A 19,153-nucleotide genomic window follows, 5' to 3' on the forward strand; every position below is an offset into this window, starting at 1 on the left:
TTTCACTTTCACCTAAACAAAAATATCCGCAGGCGGGCTATACTTTGTTTACATTCAATTTGAAAGGTGGACGTTCCCCATGATTATCGGAATTCCTAAAGAAATTAAAAATAATGAAAACCGCGTAGCGATTACGCCTTCAGGTGTCATCAATCTCATGAAAGCCGGACACACGATCCGCATCGAAACTCAAGCCGGTACAGGAAGTAATTTTACCGACGAAGAATATCGTGATGCAGGTGCTGAGATTGTTGAAACCGCTTCCGATATTTGGTCAAATTCAGAAATGGTGATGAAAGTAAAAGAACCACTACCATCTGAATATGGATACTTCCGTAAAGGTCTTATTCTTTTCACATACCTTCACCTTGCAGCGGAACCTGAACTGACAAAAGCATTAGTTGAAAACGAAGTCACGGCCATTGCTTATGAAACGGTGGCTGTTGATAACAAACTTCCTCTTCTTACTCCAATGAGTGAAGTGGCTGGACGTATGGCGACACAAGTCGGAGCTCAATACCTTGAGAAATCCTTCGGTGGAAAGGGAATCCTCCTGAGCGGCGTTCCTGGCGTTTCCCGCGGGAAAGTCGTCATCATTGGCGGAGGGATCGTTGGTACGAACGCAGCGAAAATTGCCATCGGCCTTGGTGCACATGTAACCGTACTGGACTTGAATCCTAACCGCCTTCGCGAGCTGGATGATCAGTTCGGCAAAGACATCCAAACCATGATGTCCAATCCGTTCAACATTGCGGAAGCAGTCAAAGAAGCAGATCTTGTCATCGGAGCTGTTCTGATTCCGGGAGCCAAAGCACCGAAACTTGTAACAGAAGACATGGTCAAAGAAATGAAAGACGGCTCAGTCATCGTTGACGTCGCCATCGACCAGGGTGGAAACTTCGAAACGGTCGACCACATTACGACACACGATGATCCGATTTACGAAAAACACGGCGTCCTTCATTATGCGGTCGCAAACATCCCGGGAGCTGTTCCACGTACATCGACGATCGCTCTTACAAACGTAACGATTCCTTACGCTTTGCAAATCGCTTCCAAAGGGGTCAACAAAGCAGTCGAAGAGAATAAAGCGATTGAAGCAGGTGTGAACACAGCCAACGGCCACTTGACTTATGAAGCCGTTGCTCGTGATCTAGGCTATGATTGCAAGCCTGTACAAGAAGCCCTTCAGTCTTTGGCACGCGTATAAATCAACAGGCTCCTCCACATTGATGGGGGAGCTTTTTTCATAGAAAGGAGAGAATCATCATGATCAACTATCGTCCGACATGGGCAGAAGTTTCCATGAAAGCACTCGGAAACAATGTGAAGGCCTTTCAAAAACATATCGATAAGAACTGTGAATTGATGGCAGTCGTCAAAGCGGATGCTTACGGCCATGGGCTTTTGGAATGTGCAGAAGTTATGATTGAAGCTGGAGCGGAGCGTTTAGGTGTTGCCATTATTGAAGAAGCCTTGGAATTGCGAAAAGCAGGAATCACACTCCCGATCCTTGTTTTTGGCTACACGCCTAAAGAAGCCGTCCCGGATGCCATAGATCATGACATTACGTTGACCGTTTTTACAGAAGAAGTCTTAGAAAAGGTCAATCAAGAAGCCGATCAGCGGGAGAGTTCTATGAATATTCATATCAAAGTGGATAGCGGGATGCATCGGATTGGTCTCAAAAAAGCGGAAGATATCATCCAGCTCTTAGAGCAAAATGCCTCACCTTTTGTCCATGTGGAAGGGATTTTTACTCATTTCTCTGATGCAGATAATGAGGACTCTGCCTATACAGAGCAACAATTTGATCACTTTTTATCAGTCGTAGAAGATGTGGAAAAGGCTCACGGGACGATTCCAACCAAGCACTGCTGCAACAGTGCGGCCACCATCAACTTTCCGCATATGCACATGGATATGGTGCGGGTGGGGATAAGCTTGTACGGACTTTATCCAGCTGATTATATGCGGGAATCGATTTCACTTCACCAAGTGATGCGTTTAAAAACAAAACCTGTCATGGTGAAAACCGTCCACCCTGGCGAACCTATCAGTTATGGAAGATCCTACGAACCAGCGGAACCGATACAAGTAGCCACAGTCCCCATCGGATATGGAGACGGCCTCCCCCGCTCCCTTTCAAATCAAGGGAATGTGGTCGTCCATGGGAAGAGAGCGCCGATCGTAGGGAAAGTGTGTATGGACCAAACCATGGTGGATATCACAGCAGTCGGAGAAACGGGCGAAGAGACGGAATACACGTTCTTCGGAGAGCGGACAGAAGGTCACATCCCCCTTCAGGAAATCGCCGATCAGCTCAACACCATCCACTACGAAATCACCTGCCAAATCGGCAGCCGTGTACCTAGAAAGTATGTATATAAATAACACACCAGGTCATCCATTTATTTACATCATGGGTGACCTTTATCTATTCACATTTTTGAAGGTCTCTCCTATCTTCCATATTTTTACGTACCAGGTCATACAGAAAATCCCAACTACAATTCTTATCCCCTACAATTCTCCATATTTCTTCTTTATTAGTACAATAGTCCGAATCTATTTCGCAACTCGAAATGTTCGTGTGACGGTAATTGTGTCTAAAAACCGTGATTAAAGTCTTATACTAAATTTCTATTCGACATTATTTTCAGAATATACAAACAGTTCAATCTACTCTGTATACTTTATCCTCTATTACCTATAATTGGATACATTATTACGAGGAGGTTGGTTATGAAGAAGAAACACGTGTTTCCAATGGCCGTCTTGTCATCTGCCCTATTAATGGGAACGGTCGCACCGACACAGTCCTATGCGATCAGTGAGAACGCTAGTTCAAATGCTCATGCGCAAATCCAGCACAATAGTGTACATAAGGATAAAGACAATCGTCCATTCTTTGTACAGGAAAAACAGAAAGAGAAGTACACAAAAGCGAACGAGGCCTCTGCCAAAGCCCACCTGAACAAGAATAAGGATACTTATCAAATGAATGATCCTGAACATAGTTTAGGTAATGCAGAAGTTACAAAAGACGACCTCGGAATGACTCACGTCAAGCTTCAGCAGGAAAAGAACGGCGTACCTGTAGAAGGCCACCAAGTAACGGTCCACTACGATAAGGAGAACAAAGTCCAAACCGTAAACGGTCAGTTCAACGAAATGGTTGAACAAAAAGATATGTCTACCGACGCAGCATTAAGCGATGCTAAAGGTTTGGAAATAGCCAAGGAAGCTGTAAAAGCTCCAGAACAACTCGTAGAGTCTCCATCATCCAATCTTGTCATCTATCCATTTCAAGAAGAAAATCACCTCGCTTACAAAGTAAATGTCAACTTCCTTGGAGAAAATCCAGGAAACTGGTTCGTTTATGTTGACGCCAACACGGGTGAAGTGATCGACAAATACAACGCCCTCATGCATGCGGATGAATATAAGTCCTCCAAAGGATCAGGGATTGGAGTCCTTGGCGACCACCGTAACCTCCACATTTCCCACAGCAACGAAAAAGGCGTGGAAGCAAACGGAACGGACTTTTACCTGTATGACAAATCTCACGAAAACCTGGATGGCATTTACACATACGATGCACAGAACAGCTGGGACTACTCAGCCCTGCAAGATAAATTATTCTCTTCAAGCGATGCAGCCTTTACGGATGATTATGAAAAACCAGCCGTTGATGCCCATTACAACTCTGAAAAAGTGTACGAGTACTATTTAGAAGAACATGACCGCAATTCTATTGACGGGGAAGGAATGGCCATCAAGTCGACGGTCCACTTTGGCCAGGATTACAACAACGCCTTCTGGAACGGCCGGCAGATGACTTATGGTGACGGAGATGGCGAGTTCTTCATCCCTCTATCCGCCGGACTTGATGTAGCTGCACACGAAATGGCCCACGGAGTAACGACAAACTCAGCAAATCTTAAATACCGCTTCCAATCCGGAGCTTTAAACGAAGCTTTCTCTGATATTTTCGGAGCACTTGTCGATGAGGAAGATTGGGAGATCGGTGAGGATATCATGGCGGAGGACGCAATTGCTTCCGGACGAACATCCTTAAGAAGCCTGAGTGATCCAAGCAAATATCCTGTTGGTGCAAAATACGTAGAATATGGAGATGGCAACGGCATGTACCCTTCCCACATGGATGAGTTTTATGACTTGCCGCTAGATTTAGATAATGGCGGTGTCCATATCAACTCGTCCATCATCAACCATGCAGCATACATCACAGGTGAACAAATCGGAAAAGAAAAGCTCGGCCAAATCTATTACCGTGCTTTGACTGTCTACTTGCAGCCGGAATCAGACTTCAGCCACGCCAGAGAATCGCTTATCCAATCAGCTGTTGACCTTTATGGCGAAAATAGTGAAGAAGCTCAAGCTACGGAAGATGGATTCAATCAAGTAGGAATTACAGAATAAGGAGGAATTGTTCATGAAAAAACAAGTATTTGCGGTCGCTAGTTCCATCGTATTGGCTTCCAGTGTGGCCATCCCAACATATGCAGCCGGAAACCACCCTGGTACACCTGATCAGCAAACCTACAACAGCTCCGGTTGGACAGACTATGGTCAGCTGACGAAAAAATTAGAGCAGATTGAAAAATCAAGCCAAGGAACTGTAAAAGTCGACGTCGTCGGTCAATCCAATAACGGACTGGATATCTATCAAGCCCGTGTCGGTCACGGCGACAAAGTCATTCTTATTGAAAGTGAAATCCACGGAAATGAAAAAACAGGAACCGAAGCCATTCTGAATCTATTAAGCTATTTGGGTTCAAGCAACTCCCCCCATGCCAAAAAAATCAGAGAAGAGGTGACACTCGTTACCCTTCCTAAAATGAACCCTGATGCTTCTGAGCTCGACAGGCGGGGCAATGATATGACGTGGTCAGAAGTCGTTGAAGACTTCCCTCAGCTGGCTGATGCCGGTGGGCCGACATGGAATTACTATACCGCCCCCAATATTCAGGGGGACAATTACGCAGCCAATCCAGGATTTGATGTAAACCGCGACTTTAATCCTGATTTGGATTATGTTCCAGAAGCAGAAGATGTTCCAGGTTCTTCTTCACAGCCAGGCTGGTATATCACACCAGAAGCTCAAACCGTTCGTGACGTTTATAAAAACTTACAGGATGAGTTTGGAACGGTCGATGTTTTCATAGATCTCCACCACCAGGGGCTCTATTATGTAGATGGCACAAGTGATCCCGTCACCTTGTCTCTATCCGGACAATTCGTCCCTGATCCAAACTCAGATGAAGGAGCCAAATACTCCGAATATGCAGCCAACTATGATTTCGATTATTCCCGTCAATTGAACGTTGCCGCCTACGATGCCTTGCAGGAAATGGGGAACTCTCCATTCGATAACATCACACTTTACAGCCAGGGACTGGATCTTCCAGGCACAGCCTTAGGTTCCTTTGCCCTTAATGGCAGCGGGACAGTCCTCTTTGAAGTGACGGGACAGACACAGAGTCTCGGGCAGAAGAAAAAAGGTATGCTCGTAAAAGCCGTAGAAACGGGGCTCAGAGGTATTATTGATGGTGTAGCAGCGGACACAGTTGAAGATTTAGATCCTGAAGATTATGAAGAAATTCCAGAAACAGCTTATCGTCCAAGCTTATAACATAAGAAAAGCAAGGGGCCTGATTCCCCTTGCTTTCTTTTGCATTATGGAAGAGAACGAATCATTTCTCTCACAGCACTCGTTAAATCCTCCTGCGACCAACTTGGTAAATTCCCATGCTGGACAGCTAATTCATGAGACGCAGGCATGTGAATGAATCCAGAAGGAATCTCCATATTCTTTTTCTTAAAATGATTCAGCCCTCTGTACATCACATGATTACATAAGTACGTACCGGCAGTGTTAGAGATTTTAGCAGGATATCCCTTCTCATTCAACACCTCAACGAAGGTTCGAATAGGCAAAGAAGAAAACAATCCATCCGCGCCTTCCGCATCAATCAAATCTCCTTCAGGCTGATTCCCTTCATTATCTTCTTCCTTACTTTCATTACAGTTGATCGCAATTCTCTCCGGTGTCACTTTGTACCTTCCTGCAGCAAGACCAAGTGAAAGAACAGAATCGGGTCGAACTTCTTCAATCAAGGACACCAATTGGTCGCCGGATTTGTTATAGTCGACGGGTAAGACTTTGGCGACAATTGTATAATTGTTGATCGTCTCTCCATCTAATGCACGGGCAATTTCCTCGGTCGGGTTCAATGAATAATTCAAAAAAGGTTCAAACCCAGTAAGCAGTAATTTTTTCATGTTTCCTCCCCCTCTTCTTTATAGCGCAGAATTCCCTCTATAAAACTTCCTTATCCTTTATTCTAAACTCTATGGAATAACTTCTCATCTCCCTTTAGGGAATCTCCCCATGTCCAATCTGATAGAATGATAAAAAAAGGAGTGATCCAACATGGAACTTACTGATCACCTGGGACAGGAAATCATCCATCGCCTCTCTAAATACATCGATGTAGCCATCAACCTAATGGATCCGACTGGAAAAATTGTGGCCAGCACAGACCACGCCCGCATCAATCAAGTCCATGGTGGAGCACAAAAAGTAATAGAAACGCTGGAAGCCCAACAAATAACTAAAGACATCTCATCCCAATATTCCAATACAAAACCTGGGGTTAATCTGCCGATTTTTCATAGAGGAGAACTTGCGGGTGTCGTCGGTTTGACAGGAGATCCAGATCAAGTGTACCAAGCGGCTGGAATGACCCAAGGATCGGTAGAGATTGCGCTCGAACAACTCTATATCCAGAAACAGAGTTTCTATCAAGAAAGACAATGGAACCACTGGTTTCATCGGCTCATGTCAGATGAAGATATCGAAGAGCTGGAAAAAGAAGCCCGCTATTCTTTACGCGCAGACCTTAAGAAAGCATGGCAGGTGGTCGTTTTCCAGACACCCTCACCTTTTGATTTTACAGAGAGACTCCGCAGACAGGCCGAACAGCTGCAATTACGTCCTCTTTTCATCCTCCCTTTTCAGGAAAATTCAGTGGTCATGCCTCTTCCATTCCAAGAGCATCTTCCACCCTTCCAAACAGAAGGACCCGCCGCTGTTGGTGAACCAGGGTACAGTGCCAAAGGTATTTATACATCTTTCCAACAAGCATCACAGACAATTGAGATTGCAGGAAAAGCTGGAGAGATGGTTTACAGCGGAGCTTTTAAGGTTGAACGGCTACTCTCAAGCATTACAAAAGAGACGTACATAGAGATTACGGAACCTTATGCCCATCGTTTGAACCGATTAGAAGCACCTTATTTAGAAACACTTGATTCTTTTTTCAAAAACGACTTAAAAATGAGTCGGACTGCTGATGAATTGCACGTCCACAGAAATACACTCCATTACCGTCTGGATCAAGTCCATAAAAAAGTAGGACTGGATGCACGCTGTTTCAAAGATGCGATCATCTTACAAGCGATTTTAATCAACCCGTGATTTGTGCAATTGCACAAGAACACGCTTGCAATTTTCTGATATTTTGTGGATCTCATCAATTGTTATCGTTTCTTATTTCCTGTTGAATAGAAAGTAAGCAAAAATCTAGTAAAGGAGGGTGAATAATGAAGGTCGTTTTTGCCCCTGATTCGTACAAAGGAAGTTTGTCTTCCATTCAAGTCGCCGAAATCATGGAAAAGGCTTTTCATTCGGTAAATCCAAATATAGAAACCATCAAGAAGCCAATGGCAGATGGCGGAGAAGGTACCTTAGACGTATTTTCTACATCTGTGCCCCACGAAAAAATTCAATTTTCATGTAAAGGGCCTTTAGGAGAAGAAAGGAAAAGCTGGTATGTAAAACTGGACGATGATCGAGCGGTCATCGAAGGAGCAGAAATTGCCGGCTTACCACTCGTCCCGACAGAAAAACGTAATCCCGATCACACAACGAGCTATGGAATTGGACAGGCAATCACGCATGCGTTGGATGAAGGATGCACGGACTTGATTGTAGCTATCGGGGGGAGCTCTACGAATGACGGTGGTCTCGGAATGTTACAGGCCCTGGGGATGAAAACCTACGATGAAAGCGGTCAGATAACGGGCATTCACGGGAAGGATCTACATACTGTGAAAAAAGTAGAATTGTCCGGATTAGACTCCCGCCTGAAGAATATTAAGATTCGTGTTGCTTCTGATGTAGACAATCCACTAACGGGAAATCGAGGAGCCAGTCATGTCTATGGCCCACAAAAAGGAGCGACCGAGCAGCAGGTCTATGCCTATGACCAATCTTTAGACCACTACGGAAAACTCGTGGAAGAGGTCCTTAATAAAAACATCATGAACACCCCCGGTGCTGGTGCAGCCGGTGGCCTCGGCTTTGCTTTTCTCACCATTGGTGCGCAGCTTGAATCAGGTGCAAAGTTAGTCGGTGAAGCCATCCAGATCCAAGAGACCATCCGCGGTGCTGATTACGTCATCACTGGCGAAGGTCAAAGCGATGAACAGACTCTTTACGGGAAAGCACCCGGCTATGTAGCTGAACTTGCAAAAGAAAACCATACGCCTGTTCTTCTCATTTCAGGAAGTTTAAGCAATGACTACGGGGCATTAAATGAAAGGTTCACGAGTTGTTTTTCCATAACTCCAGGTCCTTCCTCACTAGAGGACTGCCTGGCTAACGCAGAAGAATATTTATTTGAGACAACAAGACAAATCGCAAGGTTGATCACCAAACAATAAAAAGGAGTGAGAAGTATATGGAAGGTTTCGGACTTGTACTTATTATTTTACTCGGTGTTTTATTTGTCATTGTAGCCACAGCGAAATTCAACCTCCACCCTTTCCTTTCTCTTTTGATTTCTGCTTTTGCTATCGGAATATTATCCGGTATGCCACTTGGAGATGTCGTAGAGGCCGTCAATGGCGGTTTCGGAGGATTGATGGGAGGAATTGGTCTCGTCATCGTGTTCGGTACAATCATCGGTGTCATCTTGGAAAAATCAGGCGCTGCCTTACGTATGGCTGAAGTCGTCTTGAGAATCGTCGGGGAAAAAAGACCGCAGCTCGCGATGAGCGCCATCGGCAGTATTGTCAGTATCCCTGTTTTCTGTGATTCAGGCTATGTTATTTTATCCTCTTTAAAGAAAGCGCTTGCAAATAAAACAAAGGTGACCGTTGCATCCATGGCGATCGCGTTGTCTACAGGTCTGTTCGCTACGCACACTTTAGTGCCACCGACACCTGGACCTATCGCAGCGGCAGGGAATATCGGTGCGCAGAATTATCTAGGTACGGTCATTTTATTCGGTATCATCGTCGCAATCCCAGCTATCCTGGTTGGATACATCTGGGCGGTCAAGGCCGGTAAAAACATTCACATTGAACAAAGTGAAGATGATGCGTTGTATAATTACGATGAGGTCGTCAGCAGCTTTGGTGATATGCCTTCGGCTACTAAATCCTTTGCGCCCATTTTAATTCCGATTCTTCTCATTGGTTTCAGCTCTGTCATTACTTTCGCTGGATGGGAAGGCCCGCTATTTTCCTTTTTCCTATTCCTGGGTTCACCTGTTGTCGCTCTACTCGTCGGTGTCTTATTCGCCTTTACTCTTCTTCCAAAATATGATGAAGAAACGCTTACCCAATGGGTCGGAATCGGCATCAAGGAAGCCGCTCCTATCCTATTGATTACAGGAGCAGGTGGCGCTTTCGGTTCTGTGATCAGCTCCACAAGTATCGCTGATCTTATTAAGGGAATTGCGGGCAATGAAGTAGCTGTTGGAGCAGTATTCATCTTCATCCCATTCATTATCGCAGCCGCATTAAAAAGTGCTCAAGGTTCATCTACTGCTGCGATCGTCATCACATCAACCTTAATCGCTCCCCTTCTTCCACAAATCGGAATCGAAGGAACAGTACCACTGGCCCTTGTTGTCATGTCCGTAGGTGCCGGAGCCATGGTCGTCTCCCACGTGAACGACAGCTATTTCTGGGTCGTTAAAGAATTCAGCGGGATGTCCATTACGCAAGCCTACAAGGCTCAAACGATGGGCACACTATTACAAGGAATAACGGCTATTATTGTCACATCATTTCTATGGTTCATATTGGTATAACAAAAAGGGAGACTTCCAGATTGGAAGTCTCCCTTTTTAACTTTCCGCTGCTTGCCCGTTGAAGTTTAAAACTTTATTTTACCAAATGAAAAAAACTCCTAAAGCAATCATTCCCCAAATCGGCAGAGCCAGCAATCCAGCCCATAATAATCCTTTGAAAAAGTTCCCTTCATCATGCTCCATACCATCACCTCTTTAAAAACAGTATGGACAACACCAATCGGATTCTTTCTTTAAATGTTCTGCAAAGACCGATCCACTTACAATCCAGGGTGAAGAAAAGACACCTCGGTTCAAAGGGACTGTACTAGCATTATGTGGCTAAAAAAATCACAATAGGAATCGTAACTAAACTGAGCACTGTGGTTGCTAAAGTCGCACTCGTAACGGTTTGGGGTTCGGTTTGAAACTGAATGGCATACATCGTCGTATTTGCAGCTGTAGGTGTGGCCGCCATAATGATCATAATTTGCTTCATCAACGGATCGACAGGCATTGCCCAAACTATAGCGGCCGCGATGGCAGGTGCAGCTACCAGTTTAATCATTAAGGCGATGGATACTTTTTTATATTCGAACCCCTTGACCTTGATGTTCGCAAGTTGCATGCCAAGAGTAAGCATGATCAAAGGAATCGCGGCACTTGCAATTAAATCTACGCCTCCTTTAAGCTCTCCGATAGATATGCCGAACGTTTGGAAAAGAAACCCGGCTATAGCCCCATAAACCATCGGCATCCGACGGACGGAGCGCAGGGCAGCCTTCATTCCATCTCCCTTGTCTCCTACCCCTTTAGCCGCATAGTAAACGCCTAAGGTACTCATCAGCAGCTGTTGTAATACCATAAGGACAATCGCTGTTTCCATTCCTGCTGTTCCGAATAAGAACAATACGAGTGGTGTGCCGTAGTTTCCGTTATTAGTGAAAGCACAGGACAAGACCATCCCGCATCTTTCCTTTTCGGTATAGTTCTGTATCTTGGAAAGGATCGAAACGATGCCAATGATAATGATGCACAATCCCAGCATATAGATTGAAATATAAACATAGGAAAAGGTGATCTTTTCTTCGTAAAACGTCTGGAAGACAAGGAAAGGAACGAGAATATAAAGAGCTAGTTTTGAAAACGTAGAGGTATCGAATTGAAAGATCTTCTGAGCTCCATAACCAATACCAAATACTAAGAAAATTGGCAGTAAAATCGTGATAAACTCCATATGCTTTCTCCTATAAGTTAAATTAAGAAAAGGGAGCCGTATGGACTCCCTTCCTAGTTACAAGTTGAATACAACAATTTTCTCTTCTGTCATTTCCTCAATCGCATAGCGTGGACCTTCTTTTCCTGTTCCACTCTTCTTCACACCGCCATATGGCATATGATCGACTCTATAACCGGATGTATCGTTGATGATCAAGCCGCCAACATGGATCTGATCCATGGCTTTCATCGCAAACGCCAGGCTGTTGGTGAACAACCCTGCTTGAAGTCCATACTCAGAGTCATTGACGTAAGAAATGACTTCATCTTCATCAGCATAGGAATCAACCGCTACGACAGGTCCAAATACTTCCTGCTTGCAAACTTTCATTTCTGCGTTCACGTTTGTAAGAACGGTAGGCTGGTAGAAAACACCGTCACGCTTTCCTCCGGTTTCAATAACCGCCCCTTCTGCAACCGCTTCTTTAACCCATTCTTCCACTCGAACCGCTTCTTCTTCTGCAATCATTGGTCCCATTTGTGTGGAAGGATCCATAGGGTCTCCTAATTTGATTTGGGAGGTCGCTTCTCTTACTTTTTCAAGAAACTGGTCATACACAGCATCGTGAACGTAGACGCGCTGGACGGAAATACACACCTGCCCTGCATTGTTAAAGCTTTTTTGTGCGACCAGTTGTGCCGCTTGTTCAACATCGGCATCTTTGTGAACGATTGTTGCTGAATTGTTGCCAAGTTCCAATGCGACATCACGTAGGCCTGCTTCTTTTCGAATCCGTTCTCCGACCTGCGGGCTCCCGGTAAATGTAAACATATTCACATCAGGATTGGATGTCAGCAGTGGTCCTACCTCATGACCTTCTCCAGTAAGTACATTCAGTCTCCCTTTTGGAAGTCCTGCTTCTTCAAACAGCTTCGTCAGTAATAAAGCCGTAAGCGGAGTCTGCTCAGCGGGTTTTAAAACAACACTGTTTCCAGCTGCAAGCGCTGGGCCAACTTTGTGGCAGACAAGGTTCAACGGGACATTGAACGGCGTAATGGCTGCAACCACACCGACAGGATAACGTCTTGTGAACGCTTTACGATTTTCAGATCCCGGGGCTGCTTCGACAGGGATTTCTTCGCCGTGGATTCGTTTTGCTTCCTCCGCTGAATTCTCTAAAGTTAAGGCAGAACGACCTACTTCTCCTCTTGCTTCATTAATCGGTTTTCCGACTTCCTGCGCAATCACCGCTGCAAACTCTTCGGTGTTGTCTCTCAATAATTGAGCGACTTTCAGTAAAACTTGATAACGATCATATAAAGAGAAAGGCACTTTAAAAGCTTCTTTGGCGCTTTCCACAGCTTCCTTGACATCGGATTCATTGGTTACGGCTGTTTCACCGATTTTTTCTTGATTGTATTTGTTCAAGACAGGAACGGTGTTTTCTTTTGTGCTCCATTCGCCATTGATAAATAAACCGAAAGAATAGTCTGTTGCTACTTTATTCATTACAACAACCTCCTTATATATTATAACGTTACGACCTTTTGTTCATTGCTAAATGCTTCCGAACGTCCAGCACTTCCAAAGACATCAATCTTCTCTTTGACTTTTTCCTTCATTCGCTCACGACCTGCACCTAAGGAATTAGCCAAAACAATGTCTTCTGGATTTGAAGCCAAATAATCCTGTAAGCCTTGCGTATAGGCCTGGCGAAGTTCTGTGTCTACATTGATTTTGGAGATCCCCAGCTTAATAGCTTCCTGTACTTGTTCATCCGGCACATCTGAACCGCCATGCAGAACGATTGGTCGAGCCACAGCTTCAGAGATTTCTTTCAACCTTTCGAAACGCAGATTTGGTGTCTGTTTGTAAATGCCATGCGCGGTTCCTATGGATACCGCTAAATAATCGACATCCGTTTCATTCACAAAGTCGACTGCTTCCTCAGTTGTCGTAATCAATGCATCTTTTTCGTCTACCGTAATATCATCTTCAGTTCCACCAATTTTACCGATTTCCCCTTCACTGCCGATGCCAAGCGCCCGGGCAGCATTGACCACCTGTTTCGTAATTCGTGTATTCTCTTCAAAGGAATATCCCGAACCGTCAAACATCACGGATTGAAAACCGGACTGAATGGCTGCCATTGTCTGCTCATACTGACGGCTGTGGTCGAGGTGGATACATACAGGAACAGTGAACTCTTTCGCAAAAGAATCGACCATATCTTTCATCGGCTGCAAGCCCAGGGTTTGTATCACTTTCTGGCCAATTTGAATCATCACAGGGGCTTGCTTTTCTTCCGCAGCTTCTAATATAGCTAAAATGGTTTCCGCATTATGAGCACTAAAGGCTCCGACTCCGTACTTGTTCTCATAAGCATGGGTTAGCAATGTTTTTCCATCCACAAATGGCATAGAGGACCACTCCTTTTATCGTTTAAGTTCAAGACTATAATGGTATTGATCGTTACGATATTTCGTTTTCGTATATTCAATCGGCCGTTCATTGACACCGAAACTCAGCCTCGTCATTTCAAGAAGAGCTTCGCCTCCCCGTATTCCGAGAGCATCTGCTTCATCAATGGTTGCATTGATGGCTGCTATCTTTTCGCTGGCTCTATTCAAATAAATGTTGTAGTTTTCAAGGATTTCGTAGTAACGCGCTTCATCTAAATTGTGCTTCATCAGGATTTCGCCGATCTCTTTCGGCCAGCATGTACGTTCAAGGGCTACAGGTATTTCATCCGCTAAACGAATCCGCTCGATTAACAAGATGGGTTCATCGTCTTTGACCTCAAGCATGGACTTTTCATGATGGAGATTGGATTTAAACTCTGCCCGGATCAACTTGCTTCGAGGAACTTGCCCGCGTTCCAGAACCTCTTCCGCGAACCCTTTCAATTGACTTAAGTTTCCGCTCAATTTTCTAGGTTTCACGATAGTTCCGCGCCCTTGTTTCTTTTCTACCAATCCTTCCTGCACGAGAATGGAAATGGCCTGACGGATCGTTGTGCGGCTGACGTCGAATTCCTTCATAAGTTCCTGCTCGGTCGGAATCAATTTATCTGCTTCCCATTGTCCATTATGGATACGATCAATGAATAATTCTTTCAATTGTAAGTAAAGGGCTAAATCTTTGTTGGGGTTCACTTTAGTGTTCACTATATTCGACTCTCCTTCTCGAAAGCGGAGGATAAGAAGGCCGGTCACCTCCTAACAGTGGAGTCAACCATTGGTAATAAGCCTTTAGATCTGTGATGAATTGAGCTGGTAACAGCCGTTCTCCCTCAGCAATCACTTTTTCAAGTTTTACAGGTTTTATCTCCATTGTATAATAGTTTGATGCTTTTCGCCCAACAGCGACCATTACTTCATCATACCCTTCCATCACCCATCGACCACCTTCTCTGCCAATTTGATAAGCTTCATAGGTATCGATGGGGGATAAAGCCGATGTGTCCGCCCGTTGATTCATCCCCAACAGTTCCGCCCTTGTATTTACATTTAATTCTTCCTTGATAAATTCACTGACTTCCTTGGAAATACCCCCAAGAATGGAGCGTCCGCCCACTTGATTGAGTTCAATTTGAGATCCTTGTTCCCACTGAACCCCTTCACTGACCACAACGATCGCGTAACCATAGGAACTCAAAGCTTCTTTGACTGTTGTTAACAAAGTTTCCTTATTCAATGGCTGTTCAGGAAGAGCTATATAATGGGGGCCTTCCTCCGCATACTCTCTCCAGGCTCCTGCAGCGGCAGCTAACCACCCGGCATTCCTGCCCATCGTTTCCAATATGCGGACCTGCTCAAAATTCTTCATGGAATATAAATCACGGCTCAAATCTTTCGTCGTCTGCGCAATCGATCTCGCTGCACTTGCGAAACCAGGAGCATGGTCTGTGCCTCCTAAGTCATTATCCACCGTTTTCGGAAGTCCGAGTACCTGCAGAGTGTAACCCTGACGTTCGGCTTCTTTTTTCACTTTTAACAAAGCTTCCATCGTCCCATTCCCACCGATAAATACGAGGGTATCGATTTGGTGCTTCTTCAGGGAATGGACCGCTTGAGCAATCGCCTCATCGTTAAAAGGATAACGCCCGGATTGTAAGCACGCCCCCGGCACTGACTGATTCTCAAGAATCCAATCAATGACTTCCGAATCACCGTAAAGAAAGTTCTCTTCCACCAGACCTTGATAACCTCCTTCAACGAAGGTCAATTGACACTGTTCTTTTACACTTTCAACAAAACCAGCCAGGGTAGCGTTGATGACAGCTGTCGGTCCTCCTGCCTGCCCTACTGCGACATGTTTCATCAGGTGTCCTCCTTCAATCAATCTTTCGTATAGACGATAGTTTCAAGGTCCAGTTGACGCCCAAGTTCCACAAGCTCTTCAACGACATCTTCGTAAACGAGAGCATAGTGAGGCTCAAAACCTTCTTCCATTAAACTGTACAGCGTGTCATTGATCTCCGTCTCAAGTTCTACTTCTACAGACGTCCCGTTGAATCGTTTCGGAGTATCCAATGCGTTTCCTCTCATGATAAGCAGACGATACCCATCTGGTGTATAGCTGACGCGGAACATCGTTACCTGCCCTGGCTTCAGACCAAATTCCATCGTAAATCCGAGTTTACGGTTCGGGTGCACGCCAGGCTGCGCTCCCTGGTCAGGGTGAGCAAGAGAGTAGGCACCTGCGCCGCAATGCCAGAAGACGACTGAATTACTCGCTTCATTCACATGAACCATATCTCCTAAGTAAGGCGCTTTTCCTCCACTCAGTTGCTGTAAAATAAACATGGAAACAGAACCATGGATATCCGATTCACAAGAAGAGACGATTCCGTCTTCGGTAAATTGGGAAAGTGTTGAACAAGCGGCTGCTCCTAATTCATTGAAAAACTCCGGCCAGCAGCGGATGGCGAGTCCTGAAAGGTTTTCTTGATTAACGACAGACTCGACATAAGTCGTGAACTGAGCAAAGCGCTGGACTGTTTCATCATTTCTGTTCAAACCGATCACCTGCTGCTGAGCTCGGTCAATCGCATGTTCCCATTCTCCTTCTGATAGTTTCTTAGACTCTTCGAAGGCTTTCATCAAGTCCACACTTTTCACTTCAACCCCCAGTTGCTTGTGAAGCATCTCTTCGTCTGTTCCTGAGAAAAAGAAGCCAGGAGGGTGTTCCCCAATGACGCCAATTTTGAATTGCTTTAAATCTTGAATCATCTGCTGAACTTTTAAATATTTTTTTAAACGCCCGCGAATTTGAGCCTCTTCCGGATTCCCGAAAAGGAAGGAATAAGGATGCTTCGCACATTTCAACACGTGGCTGGTGCTGTTCCCACCCGTTAAGGAGTTTAAGCGCAAACGTCCGTTAATGCTCGGTTCACGAATGGACCACACCATGACAGGCGCTTCCACCTGCTTGATCAGTGTTTCAACAAATTCACCATCCGCGAACGTGACACTTTGATAAATGGAAACGCCGATGTCATCCTTAGCAATCGCTTTCAAAAAGTCGTTCAAGTCATCTGGTGAAGTAAGGATGCCCTCAGGTTCAATCACTTCAATGCCTAACTCGTTCAACATCTCCGAACTCTTTTTCCTTTGGGTTTCTCCTGCTTCTAAATCAAATGTTTTTCTCCCAATTGGAAGATACAATACTTTCATACTCATTGATCCGTCCCACCTTTTTTCTTCATTTGAAAACATCATACCATACATACCTACCTTTTAACAAAGGTTATTACCTTTTTATTTTATAGGCATATGTTTTTCCCGAATCTTCTCAAAGAGATCGGCGTAGGCGGATTCTTTTTTATAAAAAACAGGAGGCTGACCGATAGGAGCGGAAACTTCTACATGGCCGCCGTCAAATTCTTCACCGCTCCAGAGGTGAACCCATGTTTCATTCGGAAGATAAACATTCCACTGGCTCGCTGCTTCCTCGTAGACAGGTGCAACAAGCACATCGTCTCCCAACATGTATTGGTATTGAAGGTCATACGTCTGTGCGTCATCTTCAAATTCCATAAACAACGGTCTTTGAACCGGAACCCCTTTTTCCGCATTTTCTTTCACAAGATCTTTTAAATAAGGAGTCAATGTCACATGGACATCTGTCATTCTAATAAATGCATTCATCGTGTCTTCATCATGATCATACTGGTGACTATCGGTCGGGCGATTTCCTTCATGACTTCTCATTACCGGCGTGAAAGCAGCGAGTTCCACCCAGCGAAGTAGCAATTCCTTGGAACGCTTGTTTCCATGCAAACTCGTGTATCCACCGATGTCACTGTGGTGAAGTCCATTACCTACAAGACCCGCTGAAAGTGCAGCAGGGATGACAGACGCGATCCCATCATCAAGATCCCAGTTGACGCTCTGATCTCCCGCCCACAACAAACGGCAGTACTTTTGGCTTCCTGTGTAGCCTGCACGCATGAAATAGACTATGTCATCTGTTTTACCAGCTTCATCAACAGCTTCGAAATTCACTTTTGCCCACAGCATCGGCCACGCATTGTGCATAAGCATCGCCGGCTCACCATTGTGGAGTTTGGCATCGGTCGGTAAGTATTCTCCGAAATCAGCCATCCAGCCATCAAGACCGAAATCAATCATGTACTTTTGAATGACGCGCTTATACCATTCAAAGGCTGACGGATTCGTAAGATCGACAATTCCGCAGTCAAACTCACCGAAGTCAACTAAATAAACGTCTTCTTGTTGATTGAGGACAAAATAATGATTCGCCGCAGCTTCTTTATACAATGCTCCATCTAAAATCAAATATGGATTAATATAGCCTAAGAAACGGATGCCTTGTTCTTTCCATTCTTTCAATTTTTGGTCCAGTTCAGGATATTCATTCTCATCCCACTGCCAGTTCCAGTTCAAACGGCGGCCAAAAGAGGTCACTCTTTTCCCTTGCCAATCCTGAGCCCAGACAGCCCCTACCTTCATGCCTTTATCACGCGCAGCATCGATTTTCTTTTGAACCTCATCCGTGCCGCCTTGCATACCGAGCCAGATGCCATCATACGTCCATTCGGGAAGCTCCGGCTGTCTCCCTAGATGATGAGTCAGTCGAGACACTACCTCTTTGATGCTCGCTCCCGTTTCAAACATGATTTGCGACGGGACTTCCCACACTTGAAGTTCATGATAATGATCTTTTCGAAAATCAAAGTCGGCATAGGCAGTGGTATCGACATGACAGAAATACTTCTTCGAAGACAGGAATGTTGGCTGAGGGTAATTGGTATGATAATAGTCGCCCCCCGCCTTATCATGAAGGTCTGCTAGAAAAGTGGTGTACGTGTTTTTGTTCCGGCCAACACCTGGCTCAGAGGTCCAAAGTGGGAAATGCTTGCCCCGCAAATTCAGGTGAGACATCTGCTCCCCGCATCCGTACACCTTTTCTGTGGAATCAGCAGGGATACGAACCCAAAAACGATTGAAGACCTTTCGATCTCCTGAAAAATCCAGTTTCAGATTTTTATTTTCATAGCTGAAGGCTACAGATAGAGTTTCAGAATCCATGGAAGTCCGCTTAAAATCAATACGGAAACCCTGTGCGCTTTCTTCAATAACTTCAAAACTTCTCAGTCCGAAGCGTTCCACCACATAATCTTCGATCTCATAATTTCCACGGTACATCTCAATTTTTTCTTCTCCTTGACCGACAAATAAACACGGGGACGTCGGTGTATGTTCAAGGATCTTACGTCCATCGAGTACAACTTCGAACGTATTTCCCTGATATTGAATGGATAGCCCTTGTTTTTGTTTCGTCTGCATAGATGAACTCC

At 44.9% G+C, this 19,153-nt stretch carries 15 protein-coding genes; 7 read left to right on the plus strand and 8 right to left on the minus strand.

Annotated elements, in window-relative coordinates:
* Nucleotides 1-79: 79 nt before the first annotated feature.
* The 4 genes from ald (at nt 80) to VKA52_RS09420 (ending at nt 5,659) form a co-directional block, all read left to right on the plus strand.
* Nucleotides 80-1,210, plus strand: coding sequence for an alanine dehydrogenase (gene ald / locus VKA52_RS09405; protein ID WP_326315336.1), 1,131 nt, complete (start codon nt 80-82; stop codon nt 1,208-1,210).
* Between the two features lie 59 nt (nt 1,211-1,269).
* On the plus strand, nt 1,270-2,394 hold the full coding sequence (gene alr, locus VKA52_RS09410) for an alanine racemase (RefSeq protein ID WP_326315338.1): 1,125 nt from the start codon (nt 1,270-1,272) through the stop codon (nt 2,392-2,394).
* Between the two features lie 351 nt (nt 2,395-2,745).
* Entirely contained in the window at nt 2,746-4,446 is a 1,701-nt protein-coding gene (locus VKA52_RS09415; protein ID WP_326315340.1) for a M4 family metallopeptidase, read from the plus strand.
* Nucleotides 4,447-4,459: 13 nt separating this feature from the next.
* Complete coding sequence (locus tag VKA52_RS09420) at nt 4,460-5,659, plus strand: M14 family zinc carboxypeptidase (RefSeq protein ID WP_326315342.1); 1,200 nt, start codon at nt 4,460-4,462, stop codon at nt 5,657-5,659.
* 44 nt (nt 5,660-5,703) lie between these two features.
* Here VKA52_RS09420 and VKA52_RS09425 read toward each other — a convergent pair whose 3' ends face one another.
* Nucleotides 5,704-6,309: a pyroglutamyl-peptidase I gene (locus tag VKA52_RS09425; RefSeq protein ID WP_326315344.1), complete on the minus strand. Its 606-nt coding sequence runs from the start codon at nt 6,307-6,309 to the stop codon at nt 5,704-5,706.
* Nucleotides 6,310-6,460: 151 nt separating this feature from the next.
* Between VKA52_RS09425 and VKA52_RS09430 the strand changes: the two genes are divergently transcribed.
* The 3 genes from VKA52_RS09430 to VKA52_RS09440 all read left to right on the plus strand — a co-directional run bounded on the left by VKA52_RS09430 (nt 6,461) and on the right by VKA52_RS09440 (nt 10,130).
* Nucleotides 6,461-7,507: a CdaR family transcriptional regulator gene (locus VKA52_RS09430; RefSeq protein WP_326315346.1), complete on the plus strand. Its 1,047-nt coding sequence runs from the start codon at nt 6,461-6,463 to the stop codon at nt 7,505-7,507.
* Between the two features lie 125 nt (nt 7,508-7,632).
* The gene (locus tag VKA52_RS09435; protein WP_326315347.1) at nt 7,633-8,754 is read left to right on the plus strand and encodes a glycerate kinase; all 1,122 of its coding nucleotides are present in this window, start codon (nt 7,633-7,635) and stop codon (nt 8,752-8,754) included.
* A gap of 17 nt (nt 8,755-8,771) precedes the next feature.
* Nucleotides 8,772-10,130 (plus strand): GntP family permease, encoded by a 1,359-nt coding sequence (locus tag VKA52_RS09440; protein WP_326315348.1) that lies wholly within the window; start codon nt 8,772-8,774, stop codon nt 10,128-10,130.
* A 313-nt stretch (nt 10,131-10,443) separates the two neighbouring features.
* Here VKA52_RS09440 and VKA52_RS09445 read toward each other — a convergent pair whose 3' ends face one another.
* From VKA52_RS09445 to VKA52_RS09475, 7 genes are all read right to left on the minus strand, one after another.
* Complete coding sequence (locus VKA52_RS09445) at nt 10,444-11,346, minus strand: AEC family transporter (RefSeq protein ID WP_326315350.1); 903 nt, start codon at nt 11,344-11,346, stop codon at nt 10,444-10,446.
* 57 nt (nt 11,347-11,403) lie between these two features.
* Nucleotides 11,404-12,837 (minus strand): aldehyde dehydrogenase family protein, encoded by a 1,434-nt coding sequence (locus VKA52_RS09450; protein ID WP_326315352.1) that lies wholly within the window; start codon nt 12,835-12,837, stop codon nt 11,404-11,406.
* Between the two features lie 20 nt (nt 12,838-12,857).
* Nucleotides 12,858-13,748 carry a class II fructose-bisphosphate aldolase gene (locus VKA52_RS09455; protein ID WP_326315354.1) on the minus strand — a complete coding sequence of 297 codons (891 nt, stop codon included), beginning with the start codon at nt 13,746-13,748 and terminating at the stop codon, nt 12,858-12,860.
* Between the two features lie 15 nt (nt 13,749-13,763).
* The gene (locus VKA52_RS09460) at nt 13,764-14,483 is read right to left on the minus strand and encodes a GntR family transcriptional regulator (RefSeq protein ID WP_326315356.1); all 720 of its coding nucleotides are present in this window, start codon (nt 14,481-14,483) and stop codon (nt 13,764-13,766) included.
* A 1-nt stretch (nt 14,484) separates the two neighbouring features.
* Nucleotides 14,485-15,651 (minus strand): diphosphate--fructose-6-phosphate 1-phosphotransferase, encoded by a 1,167-nt coding sequence (locus tag VKA52_RS09465; RefSeq protein WP_326315358.1) that lies wholly within the window; start codon nt 15,649-15,651, stop codon nt 14,485-14,487.
* Nucleotides 15,652-15,668: 17 nt separating this feature from the next.
* A complete protein-coding gene (sftI, locus tag VKA52_RS09470) occupies nt 15,669-17,012 on the minus strand; it encodes a sulfoquinovose isomerase (RefSeq protein WP_326315360.1) in 1,344 nt (447 codons plus the stop codon).
* Between the two features lie 78 nt (nt 17,013-17,090).
* Nucleotides 17,091-19,142 (minus strand): alpha-glucosidase, encoded by a 2,052-nt coding sequence (locus VKA52_RS09475; protein ID WP_326315362.1) that lies wholly within the window; start codon nt 19,140-19,142, stop codon nt 17,091-17,093.
* Nucleotides 19,143-19,153 lie beyond the last annotated feature (11 nt).

Origin of the sequence: Halobacillus sp. HZG1, assembly GCF_035818575.1 — a bacterium.
GTDB classification, from domain to species: domain Bacteria; phylum Bacillota; class Bacilli; order Bacillales; family Halobacillaceae; genus Halobacillus; species Halobacillus litoralis.

What these genes read in the sequence shown, in the direction of transcription:
- ald (WP_326315336.1), top strand. Translation starts at nt 80, where the DNA reads ATGATTATCGGAATTCCTAAAGAAATTAAAAATAATGAAAACCGCGTA.
- alr (WP_326315338.1), top strand. Translation starts at nt 1,270, where the DNA reads ATGATCAACTATCGTCCGACATGGGCAGAAGTTTCCATGAAAGCACTC.
- VKA52_RS09415 (WP_326315340.1), top strand. Translation starts at nt 2,746, where the DNA reads ATGAAGAAGAAACACGTGTTTCCAATGGCCGTCTTGTCATCTGCCCTA.
- VKA52_RS09420 (WP_326315342.1), top strand. Translation starts at nt 4,460, where the DNA reads ATGAAAAAACAAGTATTTGCGGTCGCTAGTTCCATCGTATTGGCTTCC.
- VKA52_RS09425 (WP_326315344.1), bottom strand. Translation starts at nt 6,309, where the DNA reads ATGAAAAAATTACTGCTTACTGGGTTTGAACCTTTTTTGAATTATTCA.
- VKA52_RS09430 (WP_326315346.1), top strand. Translation starts at nt 6,461, where the DNA reads ATGGAACTTACTGATCACCTGGGACAGGAAATCATCCATCGCCTCTCT.
- VKA52_RS09435 (WP_326315347.1), top strand. Translation starts at nt 7,633, where the DNA reads ATGAAGGTCGTTTTTGCCCCTGATTCGTACAAAGGAAGTTTGTCTTCC.
- VKA52_RS09440 (WP_326315348.1), top strand. Translation starts at nt 8,772, where the DNA reads ATGGAAGGTTTCGGACTTGTACTTATTATTTTACTCGGTGTTTTATTT.
- VKA52_RS09445 (WP_326315350.1), bottom strand. Translation starts at nt 11,346, where the DNA reads ATGGAGTTTATCACGATTTTACTGCCAATTTTCTTAGTATTTGGTATT.
- VKA52_RS09450 (WP_326315352.1), bottom strand. Translation starts at nt 12,837, where the DNA reads ATGAATAAAGTAGCAACAGACTATTCTTTCGGTTTATTTATCAATGGC.
- VKA52_RS09455 (WP_326315354.1), bottom strand. Translation starts at nt 13,748, where the DNA reads ATGCCATTTGTGGATGGAAAAACATTGCTAACCCATGCTTATGAGAAC.
- VKA52_RS09465 (WP_326315358.1), bottom strand. Translation starts at nt 15,651, where the DNA reads ATGAAACATGTCGCAGTAGGGCAGGCAGGAGGACCGACAGCTGTCATC.
- sftI (WP_326315360.1), bottom strand. Translation starts at nt 17,012, where the DNA reads ATGAGTATGAAAGTATTGTATCTTCCAATTGGGAGAAAAACATTTGAT.
- VKA52_RS09475 (WP_326315362.1), bottom strand. Translation starts at nt 19,142, where the DNA reads ATGCAGACGAAACAAAAACAAGGGCTATCCATTCAATATCAGGGAAAT.